Below are 23,795 nucleotides of genomic sequence, written 5' to 3'. Positions count from 1 at the left end.
GATTGTGTTCTTTGGGTTGGTGGGGCCGTCGTCGATAAGGAAGACCTGCACCCGTGGCGATGGTGACTCTCAAATTACGAGCCTTGCCCTCGACCTCTTGTGTGTGTACATTGTGAGTACAAGGGTTTTGGGAGGTTGAAATGGCTGTGAAAGATAGACGGCTGAATCTGCGTACATCGTCAGTGCAGGAGGAGTGCCTGCGGCGTGCGGCTGAGGTGACGAATTCCTCGGTATCGCAGTTTGTGCTTGAGAGCGCTGTTGAGCGCGCTGCCAGAGTGCTTGCTGATCAGCGGCTCTTCGTGTTGGGGATGGACGATTTTTCTCGTGTGGAGGAGTTGCTTGCTCAGCCTGCCGACTTTTCACGGCTAGGTACGCTTTTTGCGGAGGAAACTCCTTTTGGCAAGGAGTTCAGCTTTGGAAGCTGATGGGATTCTTCACCCGCCACGTCGGTTGGAGAAGTCGGATAATCGGGCTGAGTTTCGGTGCGGGGAGGCGTCGCTTGATACGTGGTTTCACCGCTACGCGATGCAAAACCAGCGTGCCAACAACTGTGCGGTGTATGTATCAACGTGGAATGAGCGGGTCGTTGGCTACTATGCGGTGTGTACCGGGGGTATCGTCGCTAAGGTGGCGCCGGAGCGTTTTGCGAAGGGGCGGCCGGATCCTATTCCGGTGATCATCCTTGCACGGCTTGCGGTTGACCAGAATGCTCAGGGGAAAGGCATTGGCAAGGCGCTGCTGCGCGATGCGCTGGAGCGCTGTTTTACCGTTGCCGTTGAAGTCGGTGCCGCGGCGGTAGTTGTGCACGCGCTGGACGAGCGGGCGAAGCAGTTCTACATGCAGCACGCTGGTTTTCAGGAGATGCCGGGGCAGCCGCTGCATCTTCTGCTGTCGGTGAAGGGGATTGAGCGGTACATGGCGTGATGGGGGCTGAGGCAGGTTTTCGCCGACCAGCTGTTAGGACTACGCATTTAGTAACGTGGTGTTCCCCTCACTCGGGCGGGTTGTGCACAACTAGAGCCAAAAACTGCAGATACCAACTACGCTGTTTTGGGAGCCGACTCCCACGTCTTGGACGAACCGAATGCTTTGCCTCGGCCAGCTGCAAGTAGTGGTGTCTGGGTGCTCGCAAAACGGAAAATGTACAAAGGGGAACACACGTCGACTACGCCTGACGTGTTGCTTATTTGGAGTAATAAGTAATAGTGCTAGTGCTAATACTGGGGGTGGCACATGGGCGATCTCAATCAACATAGGAAATTTTTGTCCAAAAGTACTGAAGAGCGGTTGCCTTCTCAGCGGCTTAAGGTCAAGCTCCTAGTTTGTGGATTTCTCCTATTAATCGGTGTAATTGCTGGATACTATATTTGGTGTTCAGACCTATCATGGCCGTTTTATTTGTCAAGGGTATGCAAATATGTTTTTCCTAGCTTGACCCCAATAGTTGCAGCTATAGCGTTGATATCTGGGTTCAAGACTATTGAGCAGAAAAAAGAGTCAGATGATCGCACCGAGTACTACAAACAGCTGCAATGGGCAATTGACAACTCTCTTACCAACAACGCCCTCATGCGATTGCAGTCACCGAGTCTCATTAGGAGCGTTTTGACTTCGCGCAAAATCGCCGAAGAAGAAAAGGAAATCGCACAGGCAGCTGAAGATTACGCCAATGCTCTTGAGGCTCAACTGCGCAAGGAGTCGAGTAGTCCAGGAAACCTTACGCCAGGTGGGGGTCTCGCTTTTGCCGAACCGGAACGAAATAGGAGTGGAACAAACACAACTCTTCGTTCACTTGGGATAATCCCATATTCCGTTGGATTCATTTGTATTTTTGCGATGCTCCTGCCGGTGCTCATTTTGCACTACGATGACGAAGATGAGGGGAAGGAGAAACTCAAATGACGACACGCTATCCGCAGCGACGTAAAGACAAAGCGCACATTTCGTCAGTCGACCCTGAAATTGTTGCTGCCCTTTTGGAAGCTGCCGAAACTTCACGTCACCGCACAGATGAATTCATGGCACGTCGCTACCCTGAGGATCGTTCGAAAAATAGGTTTTGGAAATCGTATTTTCTGAAGAAGCGCGCGTAGCATTTTCGAACAACAACGTAGTGAGGAAGTAGCCACCGCGGGGATGGCGGGTACCCCACGAAACGTCGCGCTGTTTTTGCCGATAACACCCTCCGGGCAGCTCGGATGTAGCCGTTGCGTCTGTCAGTAATCCAGTTCCTTAACGATGTTGCTGCTGGGTGCCGGCCGGTAAAGTGTGCTACCCAGTCGCAGACTTCGGGTGTGGTCATTTCTTCGCGGTGTTTGTCGATCGCGGACTCGCGGATGAAGGCCTTAGGATCTCAACCACTTTGTTTAACAGGTGACCCCAATTTGTGTATCTCCGCGCTGGAGGTTTCTAGGTCGTAGATGGCGTCGTCAATGAGGCGGGCTTATGCGCGGGGTGACTTGCGCTGTATAGCTATGCTTTGTTGCTGTGAAGTTCGGCCTCTAGCTCGGACCGGGAAAACCCTAAATGCTCGATGACTTCGTCGAGGCCCGTGCGGTTGCCTTGTCTCTGGCGACGCGAACCAGCGCCAGCGTTGCGTCCTGAAGCGTTTCTCGGTCGCGGAAAATCGTTCTACCTCGCAAGCGTCAACGACTTCGGAGACGAGTTTTCCGTGATACGACCAGGCAACCTGCGTGTGTTCCTCGGCAGGCGAAACGGTTCCAGTGTTGCCGTGCTGCGACGCTTCAGTAACCGTGCCCAAAAAACTATTTAGAAATCTATGTAGTTGCAACGGGGGTACGTTTGCGTGACAGGGCTTTGGCTGGCCTTCGGACTGAGGCGTGAGGAGACATCAATCTCACGAAAAGACGTCATCCTTAGGCATTAGCTCTAAAAACGGATTCTCTGAGGTCTTAAAAAGCTCTGGAGCCTAGGCGCCTCCAGGCGACAACGCTCCGGTAACCGGCCCGTCGTCACTCCAACATATCCTCTTTTGCCGCCATGAGCCATAGACGTGACCCACTAATAACAGCGTGATAGAGTTCCACATGCGAAACTAGGCAAAAAGAAAACCCGCCTCCGAGGAGAACGGGGAAACTATGTATCGGATTTTACACGATTGAAAAGGTTTGTCGAGACCGAACCAACACGAGGAACGGTTGTATCGACGACAGTGATTAACATCTGCGGCCGGGCGAAAAATCTGGGCTAAAGCGTGCATGCCAGTCAACATGGCTTGGGGTGTTCGGTATTGCCGAACGTTCGCTAATGCCGAACGCTTTTTAGCTGGGGTGAGAGATCGTCGTGGCGGTGGGGTGGAAGCGAAAGCCGTAACGATCCGTGCTCAGCGAACTATCAGAAATAGGGGGCCGTGCAACAATGGTTCGAATGTCGCTTTTACACAGGAAGTTCAAAGAAACGGTGGAAGAATAGTTTGCGGTCACCTGTATGAACGCATTTCAGCAGCTTAAGTAGTATTTTATATTTTGTGGTGATGCGCTGGGGAAACTCGCCTGAACGTTTGCTGTCACGTCATGTATGTAAGGTACACGCGCCGGGTGCCCCTAATGTGAGGTGAATCATTCACGAAGCCTTGACGTGAGTTGAAAATACGTGCAAAATTAACGGCTAAGACACACCATCACGGTGTGCAACCTTAAGAAATGTAGACACACGGGCACCCGCCCACAATGTCAAGACCTGTAAGGGGTAAGTATGGATCTCGCAGTCATCACCGACGCGTTGAAGGACTTCAGCACCTTCTCCAGCAATATCGTCAAGTTGTTCCGCCTCATTCCGGACCTGTTTATCAACTTCGGCAAGCTGGGCGACAAAGCAACTGCCCTGCCGAAATAATCACGGCTTAACTCTCAACATCCCACTGATTTTAAACTCAAAGGAGTAAACTCATGCAGGCACTCGAGAACTGGGCGTTCCTCTCGTCTGACGCACACGTAGCAGGCGCACTTCTGACCATTCTGAAGCAGCTCGGCGAAGGCGCAGACGCCATCGTGAAGCTGATCGGTCTGGTTTCCTAAGACCCCCTGATACAAACCCCGCCACAAAATGTGGCGGGGTTTTCCCTTTTGGGAATGCGTGGGAAAACGGGGGTGGCGTCGATAAATAAAAACCAACAATCAGCGCCGATCCGGGGGCAATGGGGTTAAACTTGATACATGGCTGACCACAAGGATGACGAACTCCCAATGATCGACCTCGCCGCCGTAGAAGGCTGGATCGTCGACGACACCGATGAAGACGACCCGGCGCTGCTCATGCCGGACGGGACACCAATCGAAACCTGGCGCGAAAACTACCCCTACGAAGAACGCCTCAGCCGGAGCGAGTACGAAGAACAAAAGCGTGCCCTCCAGATTGAGCTGCTGAAGTGGCAGAACTGGACTAAAGACACTGGTCAGCGCCACATCATTATTTTTGAGGGTCGTGACGCAGCGGGTAAAGGCGGCACCATCAAACGCTTCAACGAGCACCTCAACCCGCGTGGTGCGCGCACCGTCGCCCTGGAAAAGCCGAGCCCGCGCGAATCCACCTCCTGGTACTTCCAGCGCTACATCCAACACTTCCCGGCAGCAGGCGAAATCGTGTTCTTCGACCGCTCGTGGTACAACCGCTCCGGCGTCGAACGCGTCATGGGCTTCTGCACCGAATCCCAACACGCCGAATTCCTCCGTGAAGTGCCGATGCTTGAGAACATGATCCTTGGCTCCGGCATCTCGCTGACCAAGTTCTGGTTCTCCGTGACCCAGAAGGAGCAGCGCACCCGCTTCGCCATCCGCCAAGTAGACCCGGTGCGCCAATGGAAACTGTCGCCGATGGACCTCGCATCCCTGGACAAGTGGGACGACTACACCAACGCCAAGGAAGAGCAGTTCCGCTACACGGACACTGACGAATCGCCGTGGATCACCATCAAGTCGAACGACAAGAAGCGCGCCCGCCTCAACGCGATGCGCTACATCTTGAGCAAGTTCGAATACACCAACAAGGACCATGATGTGGTGGGGACGCCGGATCCGCTGATCGTGAAGCGTGGTCGTGATCAGATCGGTGACTAGGGAGTAGGCCTATCTGGGAGGCAGCAACGGAAAGGAAGGACTTTCCGTTGCTGTCTTTTTGTGTTGTGGGCCGACTGTCTTCGGGGAAGGGGTAGGCGTCATGCGCGGAGTCGGGATTTTGTGAACAGATTTGCAGATGGGAGTAATGCAAGTTGGAGACCCGAACCCGAGTAGGCCGTCTGTTAGGCAAAGCCACGTTGCTAAGAAAACAATGGGGCGGACGGATTCTCGGGGTTGAGGCACATGCCTGAAGCGGGTTGTTGAAGAGGGCATTGGTGAGGTGCATCAAACGTGTGTGAGCGCGTTGTCCTGGCACCAAATTCCGTCGTGGACGGAACGCGAACTGGGGAAACGTGGGCTCGAACCCCGGAAGGCGGCGATCTTGGTGCACAGCCAACACACAGCTGCCTTCCGGCCGCTGCAGAATCAATTGTCTACCCCGTTGACCTGCGGTTTCTTACACCCCTGTAAGTGTTGCTGTCCCGCCGGTGGGGGCGATATGATTGTGTCTTTCATCAATGGAAGCTAGGGCAGCAAAAGGGCGGTTTCATGACAACAGCGGGTTGGCCAGTACTTGGCGAACCGCCTCGGCTGCGACGAGCCACAGCGGCAGTAATCGTGTTCATGCTGCTCGCGCTGGTGACGGTGCTCGGAGGCCAAAGTACCGCGAGTGCAGCTGACGCCAACAGTCGCGTCAACATTGGGGACTGCTCCTTCCGTAAGGCGGATGGGGACGCCAAGAAGTGGGCGAACCAGATGTGCTGGATTGATGCGTCGGATATCGCGAAGCCGGGGACGCACAATGTGACGAAGCACTTCGGGGATTACACCCTGACGTACACCGTCACGGTGGAGGCCTCGGATACGGGGACTGGGTCGAACAAGGGCAGTTTGTCGGCGGGGCAGCAGCCGCCGTGGAACCGTGCGGCGTTCGGTAACCAGATTGCGGGCCAGTCGTTCTTCGTCGCTGAGGCGGGTGCCACCGCGAATGACATCTTTCAGACGGAGAGGAACCGCTTTGTCAGGTTGTCGTTTCGTGATGTGAAGTTCACGTACCGTGGGCAGCCGCTGCCGTCGTTTCGCATGATGGTTGCGGACGCCGAGTCCACAGGTAGTGTGCTTGGTGGCGAGATGATCAGTGTGGACATCTCGAACTCGGGCGGCACGGGTACGGTGAACCCGCCAATTAAACTGACGCCAAAAGGTAGTAACGAGGCGTGCCGTAAGACGTTCGGGGCGGGCGTCGAGAGAAATCAGTGGCAGTGGGCCAACATGGGCGGCAAGAAGCGCGACTTCATCTGCGATAACGATGCCGGCGGCACCTACGGCACCTTCCTGGTGGGGTTGGATTCGCCGACGGCGTTTGAGATCGGCATTGCGTCGAACTCTGGTGGTTCCGCGATGAACCCGGACCCGCGCGGCAACCAGGCCTTCGCGATGGCGATCGCGCTGAACCGCATCTCTACGCAGTCCGGCAAGGAGCTGGGCACCGCGGACACGGTGGCGCAGCAGGCGTTCACCGGCGATGCTGACAAGCCGGTGACCAGGATTTTCACCCAGGACGGGCAGCAGCGCAACTGGATTGAGCCCGTCGGTGGCTCGAGCACCACGCCGGTGCTGCGCCGCTTGAACGCGGACGGCGTGCCCGAAGATACGGTCGGGTTGCAGTCGACGATGAGTGGCAAGGAGCTGGCGTTCCTGCGCTACTCGCCGGAGTGGACCTGCAGCGCGATCTCCGCCGACGGTGATACGGACACCTTCATCTACGAGCCCGGCGCCAAGGCCGGGGACGCGCCGACACGCCTGACCCACGACGGCGCGCCGCTGAGCCGGGCGGAAGCGGAGAGCCTGGGCATCTGGTTTAAGGAGAACCGCGCCGAGGGCAGCGCGGAGGTGCAGTTCACGAACAAGCAGAACCGCGAAATTAACTGCAACGTGCACTGGAAGTCCCGTTTCGCACCGGCATCGCTGGAGCTGAACAAGCGCGTCACCGGCACGGCGAGCAACTACGCGGAGCTCGCCGGCAAGAAGTTCACCATCGCCTACGCGTGCGCGGCCCCGGCAGGGTTCCAGGCCGCGTACCCGGACGTGAAGCTCAGCGGGTCCCGAGAGGTCACACCCGGCAGCCCCCAACTTGTCGACGGCCTGCCAGCCGGCGCCACGTGCACCCTGAAGGAAACCGCGCCTCCGGCGGTGTCTGGCGCTGACCTGGACCTGCAGTGGGATGGTGTGCAGCACGGTGTGCCGAATCAAGGGGGCGTCGAGAAGAAGGTGACGCTGGCTGACAAACTGCCTGCTGAGGCGGATAACCAGTACACCGCGCGGACAGCGACGCTGCAGCTGCGCCACCTGGTGCAGGGTCCGGCGGCGACGCCCGCGCTGCAAAACCAAGCGTTCACGTTCGAGCTCAGCTGCCCAGCCACGAACGCACCAGCGCGCCGGGTCACCGTGCGTGGCGACGCCCCGGCAACCCTGGATAACGTGCCGCGGGGGCAGGACTGTGTGCTGCGCCCCGTCGAGGGGCTCACGGCTGAGCAGCAGAAGTACCTCACTCTGACCAGCAGGGACGCCACCGGCGCGACCCAGCAGCAGGACGGCCTGGCGCTCCGACTGCCAGCCGATGGTACGCAGCAGCCGGTTCCCGTGGAGATCCGCAGCACCTACGACTACCGCACCGAACAGGTAGAGGTACACCAGGTGCTCACTGGCCCCGCGGCGACGCTCCCGGCCGTGACGCGGCAGGGCTTCACCGCCACCTACGCCTGCACGGCGCCCGACGCCACCAAGAGCGAAGGCACCCTCACTCTGCAGGACGGGCACGCCCTGATCCGGGATATCCCGGTGGGATCTACCTGCACGCTGACCCCGCAGGTGCCGACGCCCGCACCGCAGGACGGCCCGAATCAGACCTATGAGCTGCAGAACACGTCCGTGGAACCGCAGACGCTGACCGTCGGTGACGGCAAGGCGGAGGCGTTCACCATCAACCGCGCCTACGACTACAAGTACGGCACCGCGCAGCTCGCTAAGGCGGTCACCGCGAACGGCGTGCGCGGCCTGCCGGGGAATTACACGTTCAACTTCGCGTGCGGTAGCCGAAACGTCGTCGCCAATGGGCAGGTCACGGCGGTCAAGCTCGAGGGCACCGCAACGGTCGCCCCCGGCGCGCCGGTCACGCTGAAGGTCGGGGACCCGCGTGTCGACGACGGCCCCGGCGGCACCATGCGCGTGCCCTACGGCAACACGTGTACCTTCACCGAGGATCGCCCGCAGCTGCCCGGTGGCGTGAACTGGGACACCGACGTGGACAACGCGACGCTGACCATCACCGCCCCGACCAACACAGCCACGGTAAACAACACGTTCACCCCGACCGGCAACGGGCTGACGATCACGCAGCGCTACACCGGGGAGCAGGCGCTTTATCCGAAGGTGGGCGTCGATTATCAATTGACGTGCGGTGCGTTCCAGGCAGCCTTCCAGCTTGTCGACGGCGCTCAGCGCTCCTTCACCGCCGCTGAAATCCCGGCGGGCACCCAGTGCACTCTGGAACGACGCACCCCGCTGGACACTGAGCGCACCAACAGCCAGGGCGTGCGCTACCCGATCACGCACACCACCGTGGGCCACTACGCGCCGGGTGGCGAGCAGGCCACCGAGCTGGCGCCGGGCGTGGCATTCACGGTCGGGGAGCGCGCCACCCTGGCGGTGGAGGACGAGTTCGCCTACCAGCGAGCCACCATCACCGGCGTGAAGAACGTCCAGTTCGATCCGGCGACGAAGCACCTCATCGCGCCCGCGAAGCAGGAGGCGTGGCTGCAGAGGGAGTATCCGGCGTCGCTACGCTGTGTGCTGCCGGACGGTACCCCGGGCGCTTCCTTGCAGGCGATGGTGCGCAACGGCGTGGTGATTACCCAGGATGACCTGGTGGTTGGCAGTAGCTGTACTGTCGCCGAGAACCCGCTGACCCCGGAGCCGGGCATCCACATGGCGGCCACCACCACCGTCGATGGCAAGGCGGGCAACACGTTTACCGTGGCGAAAGCGGGCAACAAGGTGGAGTTCGTGAATACGTTCTCCCGCCACGTCACTGATGCCACGGTGCGGACGGAGGTCGAATTGCCGGGCCAGGCGCGTGCGGCGTACGAGGCCGCGGGCAACACGCTCGACGCGGCACTGCAAGCGCACCCGGTGACGGTGGTGTGCCGCGATGGCGACGCCGAGCTGCTACGGCGCAGCGCCACCGTGGACGGAGAGGGCACGGTTACCGTTCACGGCGTGCCCGTGGGTGCGGCCTGCACAGTGGAGCTCGGCGGGTATGCGCCGCTGCATCTGCAGGCGGACACGCAGGACGGTCCGCTGCAGGCGACGGTGGTGCCGGAGTCGGTGGACTGGTCAGTGAGCAGGGGTGACGCGACGCTCGCCACCGGCAAGCCACTCGAGCAGTCCAACGCCATGGCGCTCTCGCCAGCATTTGTGGTGGAGGAAGACGCCGCGCAGAACGCGGTGCGTGCGACGAGCCGATACGCCTACCAGACCGCGCCACTGACGCTGCGCAAAGACATCGAGGGCACGTCCGCGGACATGCGGCTGCTCAGCGGGGCGAATACGATGCGCTTCGCGCTGCAGTGCCGGGCACTCGGCACCGAACTCACCGACGTCCCCGGCGTGCCCCTGCAGCTGACTCCGGGCGACTTCACCGCCGTGGACGGCGGGCTGCGGTACATCTCTGACGGGGGCGCGGGCGCTGCGGTGCCTGTCGGCGCGCACTGCAGCCTGCGCGAAATCGCGATGGAGAACGTGCCCGCGCAACTGCGCGTGACCACCGCGCAGCCCAGCGCCGAAGCGGACGTCACGGCGAACGGCGCACAGCTGCACCTGGTGAACGAGGTGAGCCGCCGGACCACCAACCTGCAGGTGGCGATGCGCCAAACCGGGTACCTCGACGGCGCGGACCCCGCCGGTTACACCGGCCAGCTGGTGTGCAAGGACGGCGACGCCACCTTGTCCACCGCGCGTGTGCAGTTCGGCCTGGCGGACGTGCCCGAGCGGTCGCTGCCGCGCGAGGATGCCGTCCCGGTCACCGGGCTTCGCACCTTCGAGGTGCCTGCGGGCACCTCCTGCAGCCTGAACATGGATTCCGCAGGAGCCTTGAGCGCCCGCGGCGAGGTGGAGGTTGCCGCTGGTGACCGGCGCCCATACCTGGGCTTTGCTGCCTGGGAGCGTGGCGCATACAAGGGCCCTGCGACAACAGTCGACGAGGTTGCGCCGCAGGACGTGCGTTCCAAGGAGTACGAGTACTCCGTGGCCGTTCCCGCGGACGCGCCGGATGCCAACGCGGCGGTGGACCCGGCGGTGGTGGTTGGCGTGCAAGCACACCACCCGCGCGCCACGGTGGACGTTGCCTTCACCAAGCGGGCCGCGGGCGCCCCGGAGACTGACGGCGTCTATACGTTCACCGCGAACTGCGGCGACGGCCAGCGCGACCCCTTCGAGCTCCGAAGCGGTCAGACCCACCTGCTGCGTGGGGTGCCCGTCAACAGCGAGTGCACCGTGGAGGAACAACAGGCGGAAGGCACATACACGTTCGCGTTGACCTCCCAGGGCGCCAAGCTGGGGGAGGGCTACCTCACCGAGCTGGGAAGGCCATCGGTCGGATTCAAGGTGCTCGCTCCCGAGGCCACCGACACCAGCCGTGCCGGTGACGCCTGGGCCGCCACCGCGCTGAACAAGTTCGCCAGCGTGGCCCTGAGCAAGCACATCGCGGGCACCCCGCTGTCCAGCGTCACCAGCGTTGCCGACACCGCCCTGCTGCCCGACAACGAGACCACCATGGACATCACCTACGAGCTGACCAACACCGGCCAGTTCGACCTGTCCAACATGGTGCTTCGCGACCCAGCCCTGGCAGGCATGACGGTGCACACCCCCGCGGGCCCGCAGACCATCGGGGAGCAGGGCACCATCCCTGCCGCCGCGTGTGAGGCAACACGCGCCGCGCTGGCCCCGGGCCAGACCGCGACGTGCACCATCACGGTGGACATCCCCGCGGACGGCACGTTCCGTCACCGCGGCACCGCAACGCTGCAGGCGGCCACAGGCACCCTCGGGATGGTCAGCGCCGAATCCACATACGGGGCCCTGCGGTTGCCGTCGACCATCGGTTGGTTGTTGCCCGATACCGGCAGCACTACACTCGTGTGGATTCTGCTCCTTGGCCTGCTGATCTTCGGTTTCAGCGCCCGACGCTTCCTGACACAGACTTCAACCTCAACAACTCCAACAACAGAAAGTTAGACACCATGAAACACATCATTTCCCGTTCCGCACTCGCAATTTCCACCGCGGCGGCCGTCGCGTTTGTCGGCCCGGTGGGCGCTTCCATCGTTGCGACGATGCCAGCCGCCGTCGCCCAGGCGCAGGTCGACGTCAACCACGCCACCAAGCTGACCATCAAGAAGTACAAGGGCGAGCCGATCGGCGAAAACGGCAAACTCGACGACCTGAAGACGATCAAGGACGTCACCTTCAAGGTGGAGCGTATCGCCACCGCGCCGCTGAACACCGCGAAGGGTTGGGAAGACGTCGCCGCAGAAGGCGAGAAGAAGGTTTCCGATGTGCAGGCGGACCCGAACTTCACAGCGAAGGAAGTCGCCACGAACGCTGACGGCGAGGCCGTGTTCACGGACCTCGGCGTGGGCCTCTTCCGCGTCACCGAGCTGCGCGCCGAGGGCGCGAAGCACTCCGTGGCAACCCCGTTTCTGCTCACCCTCCCAGCATTCGAGAACGGCGAGGCGAAGTACGAGCGCACCATCAGCCCGAAGAACCAGATCCTCGAGCCGAAGAAGTCGCTCATCAGCGAAAACACCACCCTTGGTGACAAGGCCCGCTACCGTATCGACGCCCCCATCCCAGCATTCGGCCCGAACCCGGAAGGCGATCAACTGAGGGTCGTCGATACGCTGTCGGCGAACCTCAAGTGGACCCAGGCCGAGCACCCCGTGCTGGTGCAGGTGCTGAAGTCCGCCGACGATAAGGAGCCGGAGACGCTTGCCGTCGATACGCACTACACCGTGCCCGAAGCGGGCGGCAACACCATCAACGTGACGTTCACCAAGGACGGCCTGCAGAAGCTGCGCGAGCTGCGCGCCGCGAACCCGGGCCTGATCGTGCGCACCGAGTTCGACGCGACGCTGGTCGACCTGCCCGAGAACGGCACGATCGACAACACCGCGCAGGTGTACTACTCCAACGACGACAAGCCGCACAACACCACCCCAACCGACGACCCGGACGGTGGCGCCACGACACTGAACTTCGCCAATGTTGAGGTGACCAAGCTGCTGAACAAGCAGGCCAAGGAAGGCGAAAAGAACGGCGCCGGCGCCCAGTTCCAGATCTTTACCTGCACCAAGCAGAACGACGGCTCCTGGAAGGTCGAACAAGGCACCGCCGCGCAGCGCGTCGTCATTGACGGCAAGCCCGGAACGACCCTGACCGCCGATCAGACCGTCGCCGACGGCAAGAAGCACGCCGGTGCCGCCCAGGCGAAGGCCAAGGGCCTGAACCTGACCCAGAAGGACAACAAGTTCGCCGACTACTGCGCAGTAGAAACCAAGGGCGTGTCCGGCTACCTGAACAACCCGGAGCCACAGCCGCTAACCTACGACGAAGCCACGAAGACGCTCACCGGCAGCGTGAACAACGTGAAGGACAACCTGTTCGGCCGCCTGCCAGCAACCGGTGAGCGCACCATGCTCATCATCCTGGCGCTCGGCGTGGTGCTCTTCGGCGGCGGCGCTGTTTACCAGCTGCGCTCCCGCAAGGCATAAGTAGGACAGCGGTGAGCAACCCAGGGACTGCGATGGCGGTGGCGCTGGCCGTAACGGTCGGCGTTGCCGGCGTCGGCATGCCCGTTTTCGGGCCGCCCGCTGCGGTGGCTGCGTCACCGGGCAGCGTCACGGTGGACCTACGCGCCGCCGCAGGCGTCGACGGCCTGGACACCATCGGGGAGCGCACCGTCACCGCCTCCCGCATCACCACGGTCGACATGAGCACCCAGGCCGGGCGCGAGGCGCTGGCCTCCCTCGACGTGCCACGACTGCTGCGCACGCAGCCCGACGCGTTCGTCGAAGTGGCCACCGCGCGCACCAGCGGCGGCCGCGTCACCCTCGACGGCCTGCAACCCGGCGCGTACCTGTTCACGCTGGGCGACAGTGAGGCGAAGGCGGCGTCGCACGTCTTCTTCGCGCCCTTCGTGGTACCCGTGACGGAGGGGTCCGCACGCACCGTGGAGCCGAAAGCCCAGCATTTGAGCGTGGTGCTTGAGGCCAACCGCCAGCGCGTCCACCCCGATGAGGACGTCACCTTTACCGTGCGCGGGGTGGCGCCCAACCCGTCTGACGACGGCACCATCAGCCACTACGAGCTCATCCTCACGCTCGCCGGAAACCTGGAGTTCTCTGCGGAGCCCGCGGTGCGCATCAACGGGGTGGCGCTCGGCCCGGGCGATGTCACCTTCCACCGCGAGGGCAACCGCCTGCGCGCAGTCTTGACCAAGTCTGGCCTGGCCAAACTCGCGCGCGCCCGCGCCACTGACGCCAGCACCACCGTCACGCTGGAGCAACGCGCACGCGCCACCGCGGCAGGCACCGCAGGTGCCGACGCCACCCTGACCACCAACGGCATGGACCCCGAACGCAACCACGTCACCGTGGAGGCCACCCACGCCTACGTGCTCATCGAGGCACCCGCGCAGCAAGGCTCCTCTAAGGGGGATCGCCGCTGGCTGTGGGGCCTGCTTGGCCTGTTGCCGCTGATACCGCTGCTGCCAGGGTTGCCAGAGCAAGCAGGCTCATCGGGCCCGGCTGGACCGTCTCCTGCGGGCCCGCAGGGGACCTCGCCGAAGACACCAACACCAACAACTGAGGGGCAGCCCTCGCAGGACGGGCCGCGCGGCCGCGTCGACCAAGTCCTCGCCTACACAGGCGCCAACGTCATCTGGCTCGCACTGCTCGCCCTCGCCTTGATCGTTGCGGGATGGTTGCTGGCGCGTCGAAAAGAAGACGAGAACGAACAGTGAGCCAACCCAACCGCAAACGCGCCGGGAACCTCATCTCGCTCATCGGGCTGATCCTCGGCGCGCTCCTGCTGCTCTACCCAATCGTGGCCACACTCGCCACCAACGAACAACTCCGCCGCCAAGCCGACGCCTACAGCGAACACACCACCAACCTCAGCGCCGAAGAACGCGACGCCCAACTCGCTCGCGCCCGCGACTACAACCAACGCCTCCTCGCCACAGGCACACACGCTCGCCCACCCGCCACAAACGACCCCGACATGCCCGACTACATGGCACAACTCAACCTGCCAGGCTCCGGGGGCATCATGGCGCGCATCCGCATCCCCGACATCGGCGTCGATCTGCCCGTCTACCACACCACCGCGCCCCACGTCCTCTACGACGGCGCAGGCCACATGTTCGGCTCCACCCTTCCCGTCGGCGGCGACGGCACCAACGCCGTCATCACTGCCCACACCGGCATGGTCAACGCCGCCATGTTCGACGCCCTCCCAACCCTCAAAGCAGGCCAAGACATCTATATAGACGTGATGGGGCAGCGGCTGCGCTACCAAATGGTCGACCGCGAAGTCGTGAAACCGGACCAGTACCAGGCCGTACGCTACCAACCAGGCGAAGACCGCCTCACGCTCATCACCTGCACCCCCTACGGACTCAACACCGACAGGCTGCTCGTCCACGCTATTCGCGTGCCACTCGATCCCGACGCCCCCGAACCGCGCGTCACCGGCCTGGGCATCAGCTGGTGGATGATCCTCGTAGCACTGATCGTGCTGGTGGTGTTGCTACTGATTCTGTACAGGCGGTGGAAGCGTCGGCGGGACGCTGCCGAGGGCTAGCTGGGAATTGGCTGGGCACCACGATCCGCGGCGACGGGCTGGCGGCCTGGGGAAACGCTGCGCGAGTCTGCTGAAAACCGGAAATGTGGTGCTTTGAAAGTGGAGGGAATGCCAAATGTGACAATCTCAAACCTCTAGCACTTTTCTAACCTGTGGGTATGAACGGCTAGCCCAAATGGGAGTGCGTCTTTTGGCACTGCGGTCCGAAGGTGACCCCGAGCAGGCCAGGCAAAAACTACAAAATCGCCTGCGACAGCTTCCGCAGGTTCTTGAGCTGCTTGTGGTTGGCGGCGTCGAGGGCGCGTTCCTCGGCGGCGGCCACATCCTCCGCGAGTTTGGTCAGGGCCTTGCCGCCCTTCTTGGTGGCGGTCACGATTTGGCGGCGGCGGTCCTTCGGGTCGCGTTCGCGTTTGACCCACGCGTGCTTCTCCAGGCAGTCGATGAGGCGGACCATGTCGGAGGCGTCGATCGCGAGGAGCTCAGAGAGCTGCGACTGGGAGCGTGCTTGCTCGGATACGCAGCTGAGCACCCAGAACTCGCGCATGGAGGAGTCGTGCTTCGCCAGGGTGCGCTCCACCTCGTCTTTGGTGTGCCTGCGCACGCGCTCGATCTGGAACGATGGCGAAGTAGTCAGCGCCTCTGGGAGTTCAATCGTGGCCATAAGTCTCAGAGTATCGGGCTGCTGGCCAGGAATGAAACCGTGCTACTCGGTGGGCAGCCCGTTGGCGATCCACTCCATGGTGCCGCCCTCGACGTTGATGGGTTCCCAGCCGTGTACCTGCTCGAGGTATTCGCATGCGCGGGAGGAGCGCCCGCCGGAGCGGCAGATGACGTAGATGTCCTGGTCGGGGTCGATCCGGTCGGTGAGGGTGGTCAGTTCGCTCAGTGGCAGGTTGGTGGCGCCTACGGCGTGGACTTCTGCGTATTCTTCGGGTTCGCGGACGTCGATGAGCTGGGCGTTTTCGGGTACTTCTTTAACGTTGATGGATTGCATGTGCGCGATTGTAGCGGAAGTGCCGGGTGCGTCGGCTACGATTTCCACTATGCGTACGCCTCCTCGAACTCGACCGCCTCAGTGGGTGTTTTGGGTGCGCCGGGTTGTGGCGTTGGTGCTGCTCGTGGCACTCATCTCGCTGTCAGCAAGGTGCGGCAAAGAGGAGCCTGCGCCTGCGCCCGAGCCTCCAGCAGAGGTTCCTGCAGCACTTGGTCAGTCGCAGCCGCTCGAGATGTTTATTCCCTCGGTCGGGCTTCGCGCGCACTTCGAGGAGGGCCCGTGCCGCGTGCGCGCGGACGCCTTGGATCCGGCCACATTAGATAAGGCATGTGTGTATACGGCGCCGGAGAAGCCGTATTCGCTGCCGGGGCCGGGTGCTGAGGATCTGGTGGTCGTCGCTGGTCACACGGGTGCAGGGGTGCACGGGGTCTTTGACCAGCTTTTCGACGGCTCCTCCGACCAGCACACCATCCGGGTGGGGGACATGCTGTACCTGCGCACCGCCGACTCCGAGGCAGCTGGTGGGAAGTGGTTGTCGTACCGCGCGACTGACCTGCACGATCCGGTGAAAGAGGTCATGGCCAGCGATGTTGATATTTGGGGTGATGGGCCACGCCCGGGCCGGCTGCTGACGATCTCCTGTATTCAGCCGCGCAATATTTTGGCGGACTCGGTTCGCAACGCGGTCATTGGGTGGCAATTTTCGTCCGTGCTGGATGCGCCACCGACCGATACCGGCGCAAAGTAACTGAAGTTTTTTGTGTAAACACTTGTGACTGGGGTGAAGTGCGTCTACAGTGGGGCTAAACCATGAAGTAAGACTTGAGACTTCATGTTGAGCAAAGGAGCCCCTAATGAAGCGCAACACCGTTTTGGCCGCCGTCATGACCGGCGCGCTCGCAACCGCCATCGTCCCCATGGCCCAGGCACAGGACATCCCGCTGCCGGCCGTGACCCACGACATCAACGGTGCCGAGTACTTCCTCACCCAGGACGGCACCCACTACGTGCCGGACCGCAACCTGGTCAACATCGCCTTTGACCAGCTCTCGGCGGCTGACCGCGAGCGCGCAGTGGACGTGGCGAAGGCGGCTGTCGCCGGGCTTATCGACGCCCCCGCCGCCGAAACCGCAGCGCCCCAAGCTCCCGCAGCCGAGGCAACGACCCCTGTCGAGCAGCCAGACCCGACCGGCGACCACCAGGACGTCCCATTCACCGCCGAAGACGTTGACCCGAACAACCCGGCACCAGCGGCAGCCGGCCTGATCGCCCTGCCAGCAGTGCTCGCTATCGGTGGTCTGACGTACTACCTCAACGCTGACGGCAAGACCTACGTCACCGACCTGGCCCGCATCAACGAGCCTCCAACCGACGCCGAGGTGAAGGACTCCAACGCGCTGCTCGCGGAGAACGCCGCTGAGGTCGCGCGTCAGGGCCTGGCAACCTCCAAGGCTGCAGGTCAGGCGCCTGTTGAGGCGCAGCAGCAGGCCGCCCCAGCGCAGGCTCCGGTTGCAGAGCAGCGTGGTATCGCGGCTGAGACCGGGTCGAACACCCTGGTGCGGGCGCTGTTTGCGTTGGTGGTGGCGTCGATAATTGGTGCAGCCGTCTTTGCATACGGGCGCCGATTCCTCATATAGTAAACCTTTGTGAAAACTCGAAATGTCCTTGCTGCAGTCTGTACTTTCTCCCTGGTACTAGGGGGTACAGCGCCCGCGTACGCGCACGTTGATGTTCAGCCGAACGGCAGCGAATGCAAAGCGTTGAAGTCGCAGTTCAAGCGGGGGCAGCAACTGGACATTTCGCGGTTTACGTTCGCGGGTGACCACAACACGGGCATCCGCAACAACACCCTCTACCTTTACGACACCACCGGCCACCGCGCCGACATCCAGCGCGCCGCCGACCTGTGGGTCAAGGCCGTGCGCGACCGAGGTGGGTACCTGGATATCAAGTTCATCGATCACAAGACGCCCGAGGCCGTCAGCGTGCTCGTTGATCCAAGCCTGCCGGTGCTCGGCCGCGTGACCGGTGGTGGGCCGTCGCTCACCGTGCGGATTAGCCCGCAAATGTTCGCGTCCACAGTTGGCGCGACCAGCCGAATCATGACCATCGCGCACGAAATGGGCCACGCGATGGCACTCGCGCACAGCTGCGACGACCTGCTCATGGTCTCTGGTCGCTCGCGTAAGCCGGGACTTACCCCGCAGCCTCTCGACGCCGAAATCCTCATCCTGCGCAACAACCTGCGCCAGAAGCCGACTCCTACACCGGAGCCTTCGCCTGAGCCTTCGCCTTTGCCACCGGTGGTGACGCCGACGACTTCCGAGCGTCCGAAGCCAAAGCCGACGACATCGTCTTCTTCGTCTTCGTCGTCGAGCCAGCCGTCCCTCCCGGACCTGCCACCGTTGCCGATGCCGACGATCCCGAGCGCCCTACCGCTGCCAACGACCTCGACGAGCTCGACGACTTCTGAAGCGCCCTCCGTCACTGTGACGATCGCTCCGGAGACCACGCCGTCTACCTCGACGACTGCTACCTCTAAGCCTTCTACCTCTAAGCCGTCCTCGACGTCTTCGCAGGTACCGAGCACCGACTACATCGTTGCGCCGGAATACGTCGCCCCGCCAAAGCCTTCCACGGTCGAAGAGGGCGAACGCATCGTCGCCGACGCAGAAGCCACGTTGAAGAAGGCCGAGCAGGCTGAGAAGAACGCTCGGAGTACGAAGGACCGCATCTTGGCGCGCCTGCACGTGGAGAATGCGGAGCGTGCCCTCGCGGAAGCCAAGGCAAACCTCGGGAAGCTGCGCGAGCAGCTCGCCAGCGAGACCTCAACGACCACGTCCACAACGCCTACCACGTCGACCACGTCCGCGCCGCGGACAACCGCGACTACGTCGGTTGCGCCAACTCCGACCACGTCGATTACGTCCGTTACGCCAACTCCGACCACGTCGATTACGTCCGTTACGCCAACTCCGACCACGTCGACTACGTCGGTTACGCCAACTCCGACCATGTCGACCACGTCCGCGCCGCGGACAACCACTTCGGCGGCCCCGAGCGTGTCGGCAACGCCAACTACGTCTACGACTTCCGCTACGCGGACAACGCCGACGGTGGGGCCGTCGACAAGCGGGGAGACCTCCACGTCATCGCCTCGTTGCTGCCCGAACTGCGGAGCCACAACACCGCAGTACGAAGCCCCGAGCTACGCGCCCGCAGTGAAACCAAAGAGCGTTGAGGAAGCCCGCGCGGCGCTGGCGACCGCCAAGCAAGAACACAAAATCGCCGAAGCGCTCATGAAGGTTGTGCGCCGCACCGGTTACGCACCAGAAATCAACAAGGCGCAAGCCGAGCTTGACCGCACGTTCTTCCGCGTCGTCGAGGCGCAGGAAAACCTGGACGAGCTGCTGGCAAAGGAGCCGACGCCAACAACCACGGACGTCACTTCTTCTGCTGCGCCATCGTCGGTGACTACTTCGGTCACACCGTCTCCGACCACGTCAGAGGTTTCGACGACCACATCCTCGTCCGCGTCCTCGGAAGCACCGAAAGCGTCCGCGCCGCGGACAACCGAAACGACTACGGCGGAGCCTTCCACGGAGCCTTCGACTTCCGAGGCGCCGAAGGTGTCCGCGCCGCGGACAACCGAAACGACTACGGCGGAGCCTTCCACGGAGCCTTCGACCTCGGAGGCGCCGAAAGTGTCCGCCCCGCGGACAACCCAAACCATCGAACCTTCGACCTCGGAGACGTCGAAAGTGTCCGCTCCGCGGACAACTACGCCAACGACTACGCTGGTTGAGCCCGCACCAGAGTCTTCAACAACGCTGACTACGACGGCATCCTCTTCGACGACCGAGTCGACTACCACGTCCGAGTCGACTACCACGTCCGAGTCCGCCGCGCGGACAACTGAGGAAGCCCCAGAGCCGGAGGTGGGGACGTCGACAAGTGAGCCGGCACCCGAGCCGAGCGTTCCGGCGCCTGCGACCTGCGCGAAGGATGGTTCTTCAAGTGGATCCTCCGAGAATTGCGAAGGCAGCTCGAAGGGCGGCATCATCGCGGCGATCCTGGTGCCGCTGCTTGCGCTGCTGGGCGCGGCGGCGTTCTGGGCGAAAGATCACCTCAAGTTCTAGACGCTCGTGGTGTGCAGATTGGGCAGCCAGTGACAAAGGACGCAACCCTGCAAAAGCGCATCCTTATTTCCGCTGGTAGGAAAAGGGCTGGATGTATTGGGTTGCGTGTTTTGTCACTCAGGCCGACTCGGGCCTGCTGAGCCGACGCCAAAACCAGGAATTTGGTAGAGGCCCAAGCAAAAAGCCGCCCAGGTACAACCCAGGCGGCAAACACTTAGAAGCAGCGACCTACTTCTTGTAGTTGTCGATGGAGGCCTGCAGGATCTTCTCAGCCTCTGCCTTGTTGCCCCAGCCGGAGCCGGAGACTTCCTTGTTCGGCTCGAGGTCCTTGTAGTGGACGAAGAAGTGCTCGATTTCGTCTTTGAGGAACTGGGAGACGTCGTCGATGTCCTGGTAGTGGTCGTAGCGGACGTCGTCGATGACGCAGAGGAGTTTGTCGTCGCCGCCGGCTTCGTCGGTCATCTTGAAGACGCCGATTGGGCGTGCCTTGACGATGACGCCTGGGAAGACGGACTCAGGGAGGATGACGAGGGCGTCCATTGGGTCGCCGTCGTCGGCGAGGGTTTCGTCGATGAAGCCGTAGTCGAGTGGGTAGGCCATCGGGGTGAACAGGTAGCGGTCGAGGTAGACCTTGCCGGTCTCGTGGTCGAGTTCGTACTTGTTGCGGGAACCCTTGGGGATTTCGATGGTGACTTCGACAGCCATGTGCGCTCCTTTTGTAGTCGCGTTGATAATACCGGTACTTATCATACGGGGCTGCGTCGCCGTGTGGGTTTGGGCTACGCTTATGCGCCGTGAAGCTTTGGACTTGGATTGTTGGCGGGGTTGCGTTGGTCGCGGTGGGTGGCGCGGCTGGCTTCGGTGTGGCGGCGCAGCAGGAGTTGGCGCGCATTGAACACGCCCCGGCGTATCAGTTGCCGCAGGCGGAGCCGGTGTTGGTGCCGGCGGTGCCACGCCCGGTGGATGTCGAGGCGCTGCAGGCGCGTCTGGCGGAGCTTGCGGAGGACCCTGCGTTGGGCACGTTCCACGCGCGCGTGTCGGACGGTTCGACGGGTGAGGTGCTGTTTGATCGGTTGGCGGGGGAGGCGTTGCGCCCGGCGTCGACGACGAAGATTCTGACGGCCGCGGCGGCGGTGTTGGAGTTGGGAGCGGATGACAGGATCGAGACGCAGGTGGTGAGTGGGGAGCAGCCGGGCTCGGTCGTGATCAAGGCGAACGGTGACGTGTGGTTGGATGCGGAGGCCATCGACCAGCTCGCTGAGCAGCTCAAAAACCAGCAGGTTACCGCCGTCTTCATTGACACGACGGCGTGGGAGGGCCAGCCGACCATGATGCCGGGCTGGGACCCCGTGGACATCGATGGCGGCTTCGTCGCGCCCCTGGAGCCGGCGATGCTCTCGGGCGGCCGCCTGAACGGGGAGACGGAGGGGGACGTGCCTCGCTCGCATACTCCGGCGTTGGATGTGGCGCAGGCGTTGGCGGATCGCGTGGGTGCGCAGACGGTCGGCATCGGCCCGGCGCCCGCGGAGGCGGACACGCTGGCAAGCGTGGAGTCGCCGGACCTGGTGCAGCGCCTGCACATGATGATGAAGGAGTCCGACAACGTCTACGCGGAGGCCATCGGCAGGGAGGTGGCGGACCACGTAGGTATCGACGCCCCCTCCGCCACCCTGCACGTCCTGGCTGAGCACGGCTTTGACTCGGGCGGCATCACGCTGGTGGACAGCTCGGGGCTGTCGGTGGACAACCGGATCACCCCGCGCATGTTGGACAGCATTCTCAGCGACGCCACCCAACACGAGCTGCTACGCCCGATGCTGGACGCGCTGCCGATTGCGGCCGGCGACGGCACCCTGGCCACCCGCTACGGAGACCTGGCAGGTCGAGGCTGGGTCCGCGCGAAGACGGGCACCCTGGACGAGACGTCCGGGCTGGCGGGCACGGTGACTGCGGAAAGCGGCAACGTGTACACCTTCGCGCTGCTCTCGAACGATTCGGACATTCTGGAGGCACGACGGGCGATGGACACGTTCGCTTCGGCGCTGCGGGAGTTCTAGCCATGGAGCCGTTCTGGCCCCGGCGCAGCCCCCACTTTTTGGCGTGCCGGCGCGCAGTGCGCGGGTGGACGGAGCCTGCGGTAATTGGGCTGTCGGGCGGGGCGGACTCGTTGGCGCTGGTAGCGGCGGCCGCAGCGGAACGCTTGGACGTGACGGCGCTGGTGGTGGACCACGGGCTGCAGGAGGGATCGGCGGAGGTGGCCAGGCGCGCGGCGGAGCAGGCGCGGAACTTTGGGGTGCCCGCGGAAATCGCGACCATCCAAATCACACGCACAGGTAAGGGCACGGAGGCCGACGCCCGCCAGGCCCGCTACGCGGCCTTGTTCGAGCACGCCGGCCCCGACCGGGATGTGTGGACGGCCCACACCGCGGACGACCAGGCCGAAACGCTGCTGCTCGGGGCGCTGCGCGGCAACCCGGCGGGGATGGCGCCGCGCGCGGGTCGACTGGTTCGCCCGTTGCTGGGTGTCCGCCGCGCGGACACCGCGGGCGCCTGCGCCGAACTGGGCGTCGCACCCTGGCAGGACCCGATGAACAAGGACGAGCGGTACCGGCGTGTGGCGCTGCGCACCCGGGTGATTCCGCTGCTGGAGGAGATCGTCGGTGGGGAGGTGGTCCCGGCGTTGGCGGGCACGGCGGACCGGATCGCGCAAGCCGCGGCGCAGCTGCAACGCATCACCCCGGCCCCGAACGCCGAAACGCTGGATTGCGCGGAGCTTGCAACACTGCCGCCGGTGGTGAGGAGGGCGGTGTTGGCGGAGTGGGTCGTCGAAAAGCGGGGGGAGGTCAAAGGTGCCCACCTTGCGGCGATTGAAGCCCTGGTGACGAACTGGCGGGGACAAGGTGCGGTGCAGCTCGGCGGGGGAGTGCGGGTGGAGCGGCGCGACGGAACGCTCGTGTTCGCGTAAACGGTTGTCCAAGGTGACGTGAAAGTGGCAAGATGATGAACTGATGCCAACCGAGAAGGGCTTGAGAAAGGGCACCCGATGACCGAGCTGTATGACAAGAAGGATTTCAACGTTGCGCCACACCGCTACGGAGACGACGTAGAGGCGGTGTTGATCCCCGAGGAAGACCTGCAGCGGCGCATCCAAGAGCTGGCTGACATGGTCTCCGAGAAGTACCGCGACTCCGAGCAGGACCTAGTGCTCGTGTGCGTGCTCAAGGGCGCGGTGTTCTTCTTGACGGACTTCGCCCGCAAGCTCTCCATCCCGTGCGAGATGGAGTTCATGGCGGTGTCCTCCTACGGCAGCTCCACCACCTCTTCGGGCGTGGTGCGCATTCTGAAGGACCTGGACAAGGAGATCGAAGGCCGCGACGTGCTCGTGGTCGAGGACATCATCGACTCCGGTTTGACCCTGTCGTGGCTGCTGAAGAACCTGTCGGGGCGTAACCCGAAGAGCCTCGAGGTGATCACGCTGCTGCGTAAGCCTGAGGTGCAGAAGGCCAAGATTGATCTTCTCGACGTCGGCTTCGACATCCCGAACGAGTTCGTCATCGGCTATGGCCTGGACTACGCCGAGCGTTACCGCGACCTGCCGTACGTGGGCACGTTGCACCCTCGCGTCTATTCCGACGCGCCTGAGGACATCTAATACACACAGAA

The 23,795-nt window shown here is 62.8% G+C and carries 20 protein-coding genes; 17 read left to right on the top strand and 3 right to left on the bottom strand.

The genetic code is table 11. The annotated features are described in order from the left end of the window. The first annotated feature begins 140 nt into the window (after nucleotides 1-140). The 11 genes from QP752_RS08960 to QP752_RS08910 all read left to right on the top strand — a co-directional run bounded on the left by QP752_RS08960 (nucleotide 141) and on the right by QP752_RS08910 (nucleotide 14,999). Nucleotides 141-425 carry a DUF1778 domain-containing protein gene (locus QP752_RS08960; RefSeq protein WP_070361871.1) on the top strand — a complete coding sequence of 95 codons (285 nt, stop codon included), beginning with the start codon at nucleotides 141-143 and terminating at the stop codon, nucleotides 423-425. Continuing rightward, a complete protein-coding gene (locus QP752_RS08955) occupies nucleotides 415-924 on the top strand; it encodes a GNAT family N-acetyltransferase (protein WP_284805292.1) in 510 nt (169 codons plus the stop codon). The genes QP752_RS08960 and QP752_RS08955 overlap by 11 nt, the downstream gene beginning before the upstream one ends. A gap of 309 nt (nucleotides 925-1,233) precedes the next feature. Beyond that, on the top strand, nucleotides 1,234-1,902 hold the full coding sequence (locus QP752_RS08950) for a hypothetical protein (protein ID WP_143000799.1): 669 nt from the start codon (nucleotides 1,234-1,236) through the stop codon (nucleotides 1,900-1,902). Beyond that, a complete protein-coding gene (locus QP752_RS08945) occupies nucleotides 1,899-2,093 on the top strand; it encodes a hypothetical protein (protein ID WP_070361874.1) in 195 nt (64 codons plus the stop codon). The genes QP752_RS08950 and QP752_RS08945 overlap by 4 nt, the downstream gene beginning before the upstream one ends. Before the next feature lie 1,621 nt (nucleotides 2,094-3,714). Further along, nucleotides 3,715-3,855, top strand: a complete 141-nt coding sequence (locus tag QP752_RS08940; protein ID WP_168156160.1) for a hypothetical protein — start codon at nucleotides 3,715-3,717, stop codon at nucleotides 3,853-3,855. A gap of 53 nt (nucleotides 3,856-3,908) precedes the next feature. Further along, a complete protein-coding gene (locus QP752_RS08935; RefSeq protein ID WP_255366114.1) occupies nucleotides 3,909-4,037 on the top strand; it encodes a hypothetical protein in 129 nt (42 codons plus the stop codon). Nucleotides 4,038-4,175: 138 nt separating this feature from the next. Continuing rightward, nucleotides 4,176-5,075, top strand: coding sequence for a polyphosphate kinase 2 (gene ppk2, locus QP752_RS08930; RefSeq protein WP_070361875.1), 900 nt, complete (start codon nucleotides 4,176-4,178; stop codon nucleotides 5,073-5,075). A gap of 549 nt (nucleotides 5,076-5,624) precedes the next feature. Then, nucleotides 5,625-11,372 (top strand): CshA/CshB family fibrillar adhesin-related protein, encoded by a 5,748-nt coding sequence (locus QP752_RS08925; protein ID WP_284805291.1) that lies wholly within the window; start codon nucleotides 5,625-5,627, stop codon nucleotides 11,370-11,372. A gap of 5 nt (nucleotides 11,373-11,377) precedes the next feature. Then, on the top strand, nucleotides 11,378-12,907 hold the full coding sequence (locus QP752_RS08920) for a SpaH/EbpB family LPXTG-anchored major pilin (protein WP_284805290.1): 1,530 nt from the start codon (nucleotides 11,378-11,380) through the stop codon (nucleotides 12,905-12,907). An 11-nt stretch (nucleotides 12,908-12,918) separates the two neighbouring features. Continuing rightward, nucleotides 12,919-14,157 carry an LPXTG cell wall anchor domain-containing protein gene (locus QP752_RS08915; RefSeq protein ID WP_284805289.1) on the top strand — a complete coding sequence of 413 codons (1,239 nt, stop codon included), beginning with the start codon at nucleotides 12,919-12,921 and terminating at the stop codon, nucleotides 14,155-14,157. Then, nucleotides 14,154-14,999, top strand: a complete 846-nt coding sequence (locus QP752_RS08910; protein WP_255366113.1) for a class C sortase — start codon at nucleotides 14,154-14,156, stop codon at nucleotides 14,997-14,999. Before QP752_RS08915 ends, QP752_RS08910 begins: the two co-directional genes overlap by 4 nt. A gap of 235 nt (nucleotides 15,000-15,234) precedes the next feature. Here QP752_RS08910 and QP752_RS08905 read toward each other — a convergent pair whose 3' ends face one another. Continuing rightward, nucleotides 15,235-15,660, bottom strand: a complete 426-nt coding sequence (locus QP752_RS08905; protein WP_284805288.1) for a MarR family winged helix-turn-helix transcriptional regulator — start codon at nucleotides 15,658-15,660, stop codon at nucleotides 15,235-15,237. A gap of 42 nt (nucleotides 15,661-15,702) precedes the next feature. Then, nucleotides 15,703-15,993, bottom strand: coding sequence for a rhodanese-like domain-containing protein (locus tag QP752_RS08900; protein ID WP_070975668.1), 291 nt, complete (start codon nucleotides 15,991-15,993; stop codon nucleotides 15,703-15,705). A gap of 49 nt (nucleotides 15,994-16,042) precedes the next feature. Here QP752_RS08900 and QP752_RS08895 point away from each other — a divergent pair, with 49 nt between their 5' ends. From QP752_RS08895 to QP752_RS08885, 3 genes are all read left to right on the top strand, one after another. Then, nucleotides 16,043-16,741, top strand: a complete 699-nt coding sequence (locus QP752_RS08895) for a sortase (protein WP_252931422.1) — start codon at nucleotides 16,043-16,045, stop codon at nucleotides 16,739-16,741. 106 nt (nucleotides 16,742-16,847) lie between these two features. After that, a complete protein-coding gene (locus QP752_RS08890) occupies nucleotides 16,848-17,630 on the top strand; it encodes a hypothetical protein (RefSeq protein ID WP_070975563.1) in 783 nt (260 codons plus the stop codon). 9 nt (nucleotides 17,631-17,639) lie between these two features. Next, a complete protein-coding gene (locus tag QP752_RS08885) occupies nucleotides 17,640-20,132 on the top strand; it encodes a hypothetical protein (protein ID WP_284805287.1) in 2,493 nt (830 codons plus the stop codon). Between the two features lie 228 nt (nucleotides 20,133-20,360). Here QP752_RS08885 and QP752_RS08880 read toward each other — a convergent pair whose 3' ends face one another. Next, entirely contained in the window at nucleotides 20,361-20,837 is a 477-nt protein-coding gene (locus QP752_RS08880) for an inorganic diphosphatase (RefSeq protein ID WP_256005532.1), read from the bottom strand. Nucleotides 20,838-20,926: 89 nt separating this feature from the next. On the opposite strand from QP752_RS08880, the gene dacB reads away from it, so the two are divergent. From dacB to hpt, 3 genes are all read left to right on the top strand, one after another. Beyond that, entirely contained in the window at nucleotides 20,927-22,189 is a 1,263-nt protein-coding gene (gene dacB, locus QP752_RS08875) for a D-alanyl-D-alanine carboxypeptidase/D-alanyl-D-alanine-endopeptidase (RefSeq protein WP_284805286.1), read from the top strand. 2 nt (nucleotides 22,190-22,191) lie between these two features. Then, nucleotides 22,192-23,097: a tRNA lysidine(34) synthetase TilS gene (gene tilS / locus QP752_RS08870; protein ID WP_070975560.1), complete on the top strand. Its 906-nt coding sequence runs from the start codon at nucleotides 22,192-22,194 to the stop codon at nucleotides 23,095-23,097. Nucleotides 23,098-23,175: 78 nt separating this feature from the next. After that, nucleotides 23,176-23,784, top strand: coding sequence for a hypoxanthine phosphoribosyltransferase (gene hpt, locus QP752_RS08865; protein ID WP_176754803.1), 609 nt, complete (start codon nucleotides 23,176-23,178; stop codon nucleotides 23,782-23,784). Nucleotides 23,785-23,795 lie beyond the last annotated feature (11 nt).

It is taken from the genome of Corynebacterium sp. UMB10321 (assembly GCF_030228725.1).
GTDB classification, from domain to species: domain Bacteria; phylum Actinomycetota; class Actinomycetes; order Mycobacteriales; family Mycobacteriaceae; genus Corynebacterium; species Corynebacterium pseudogenitalium.
This window is presented reverse-complemented; position numbering and strand designations above follow the sequence as displayed.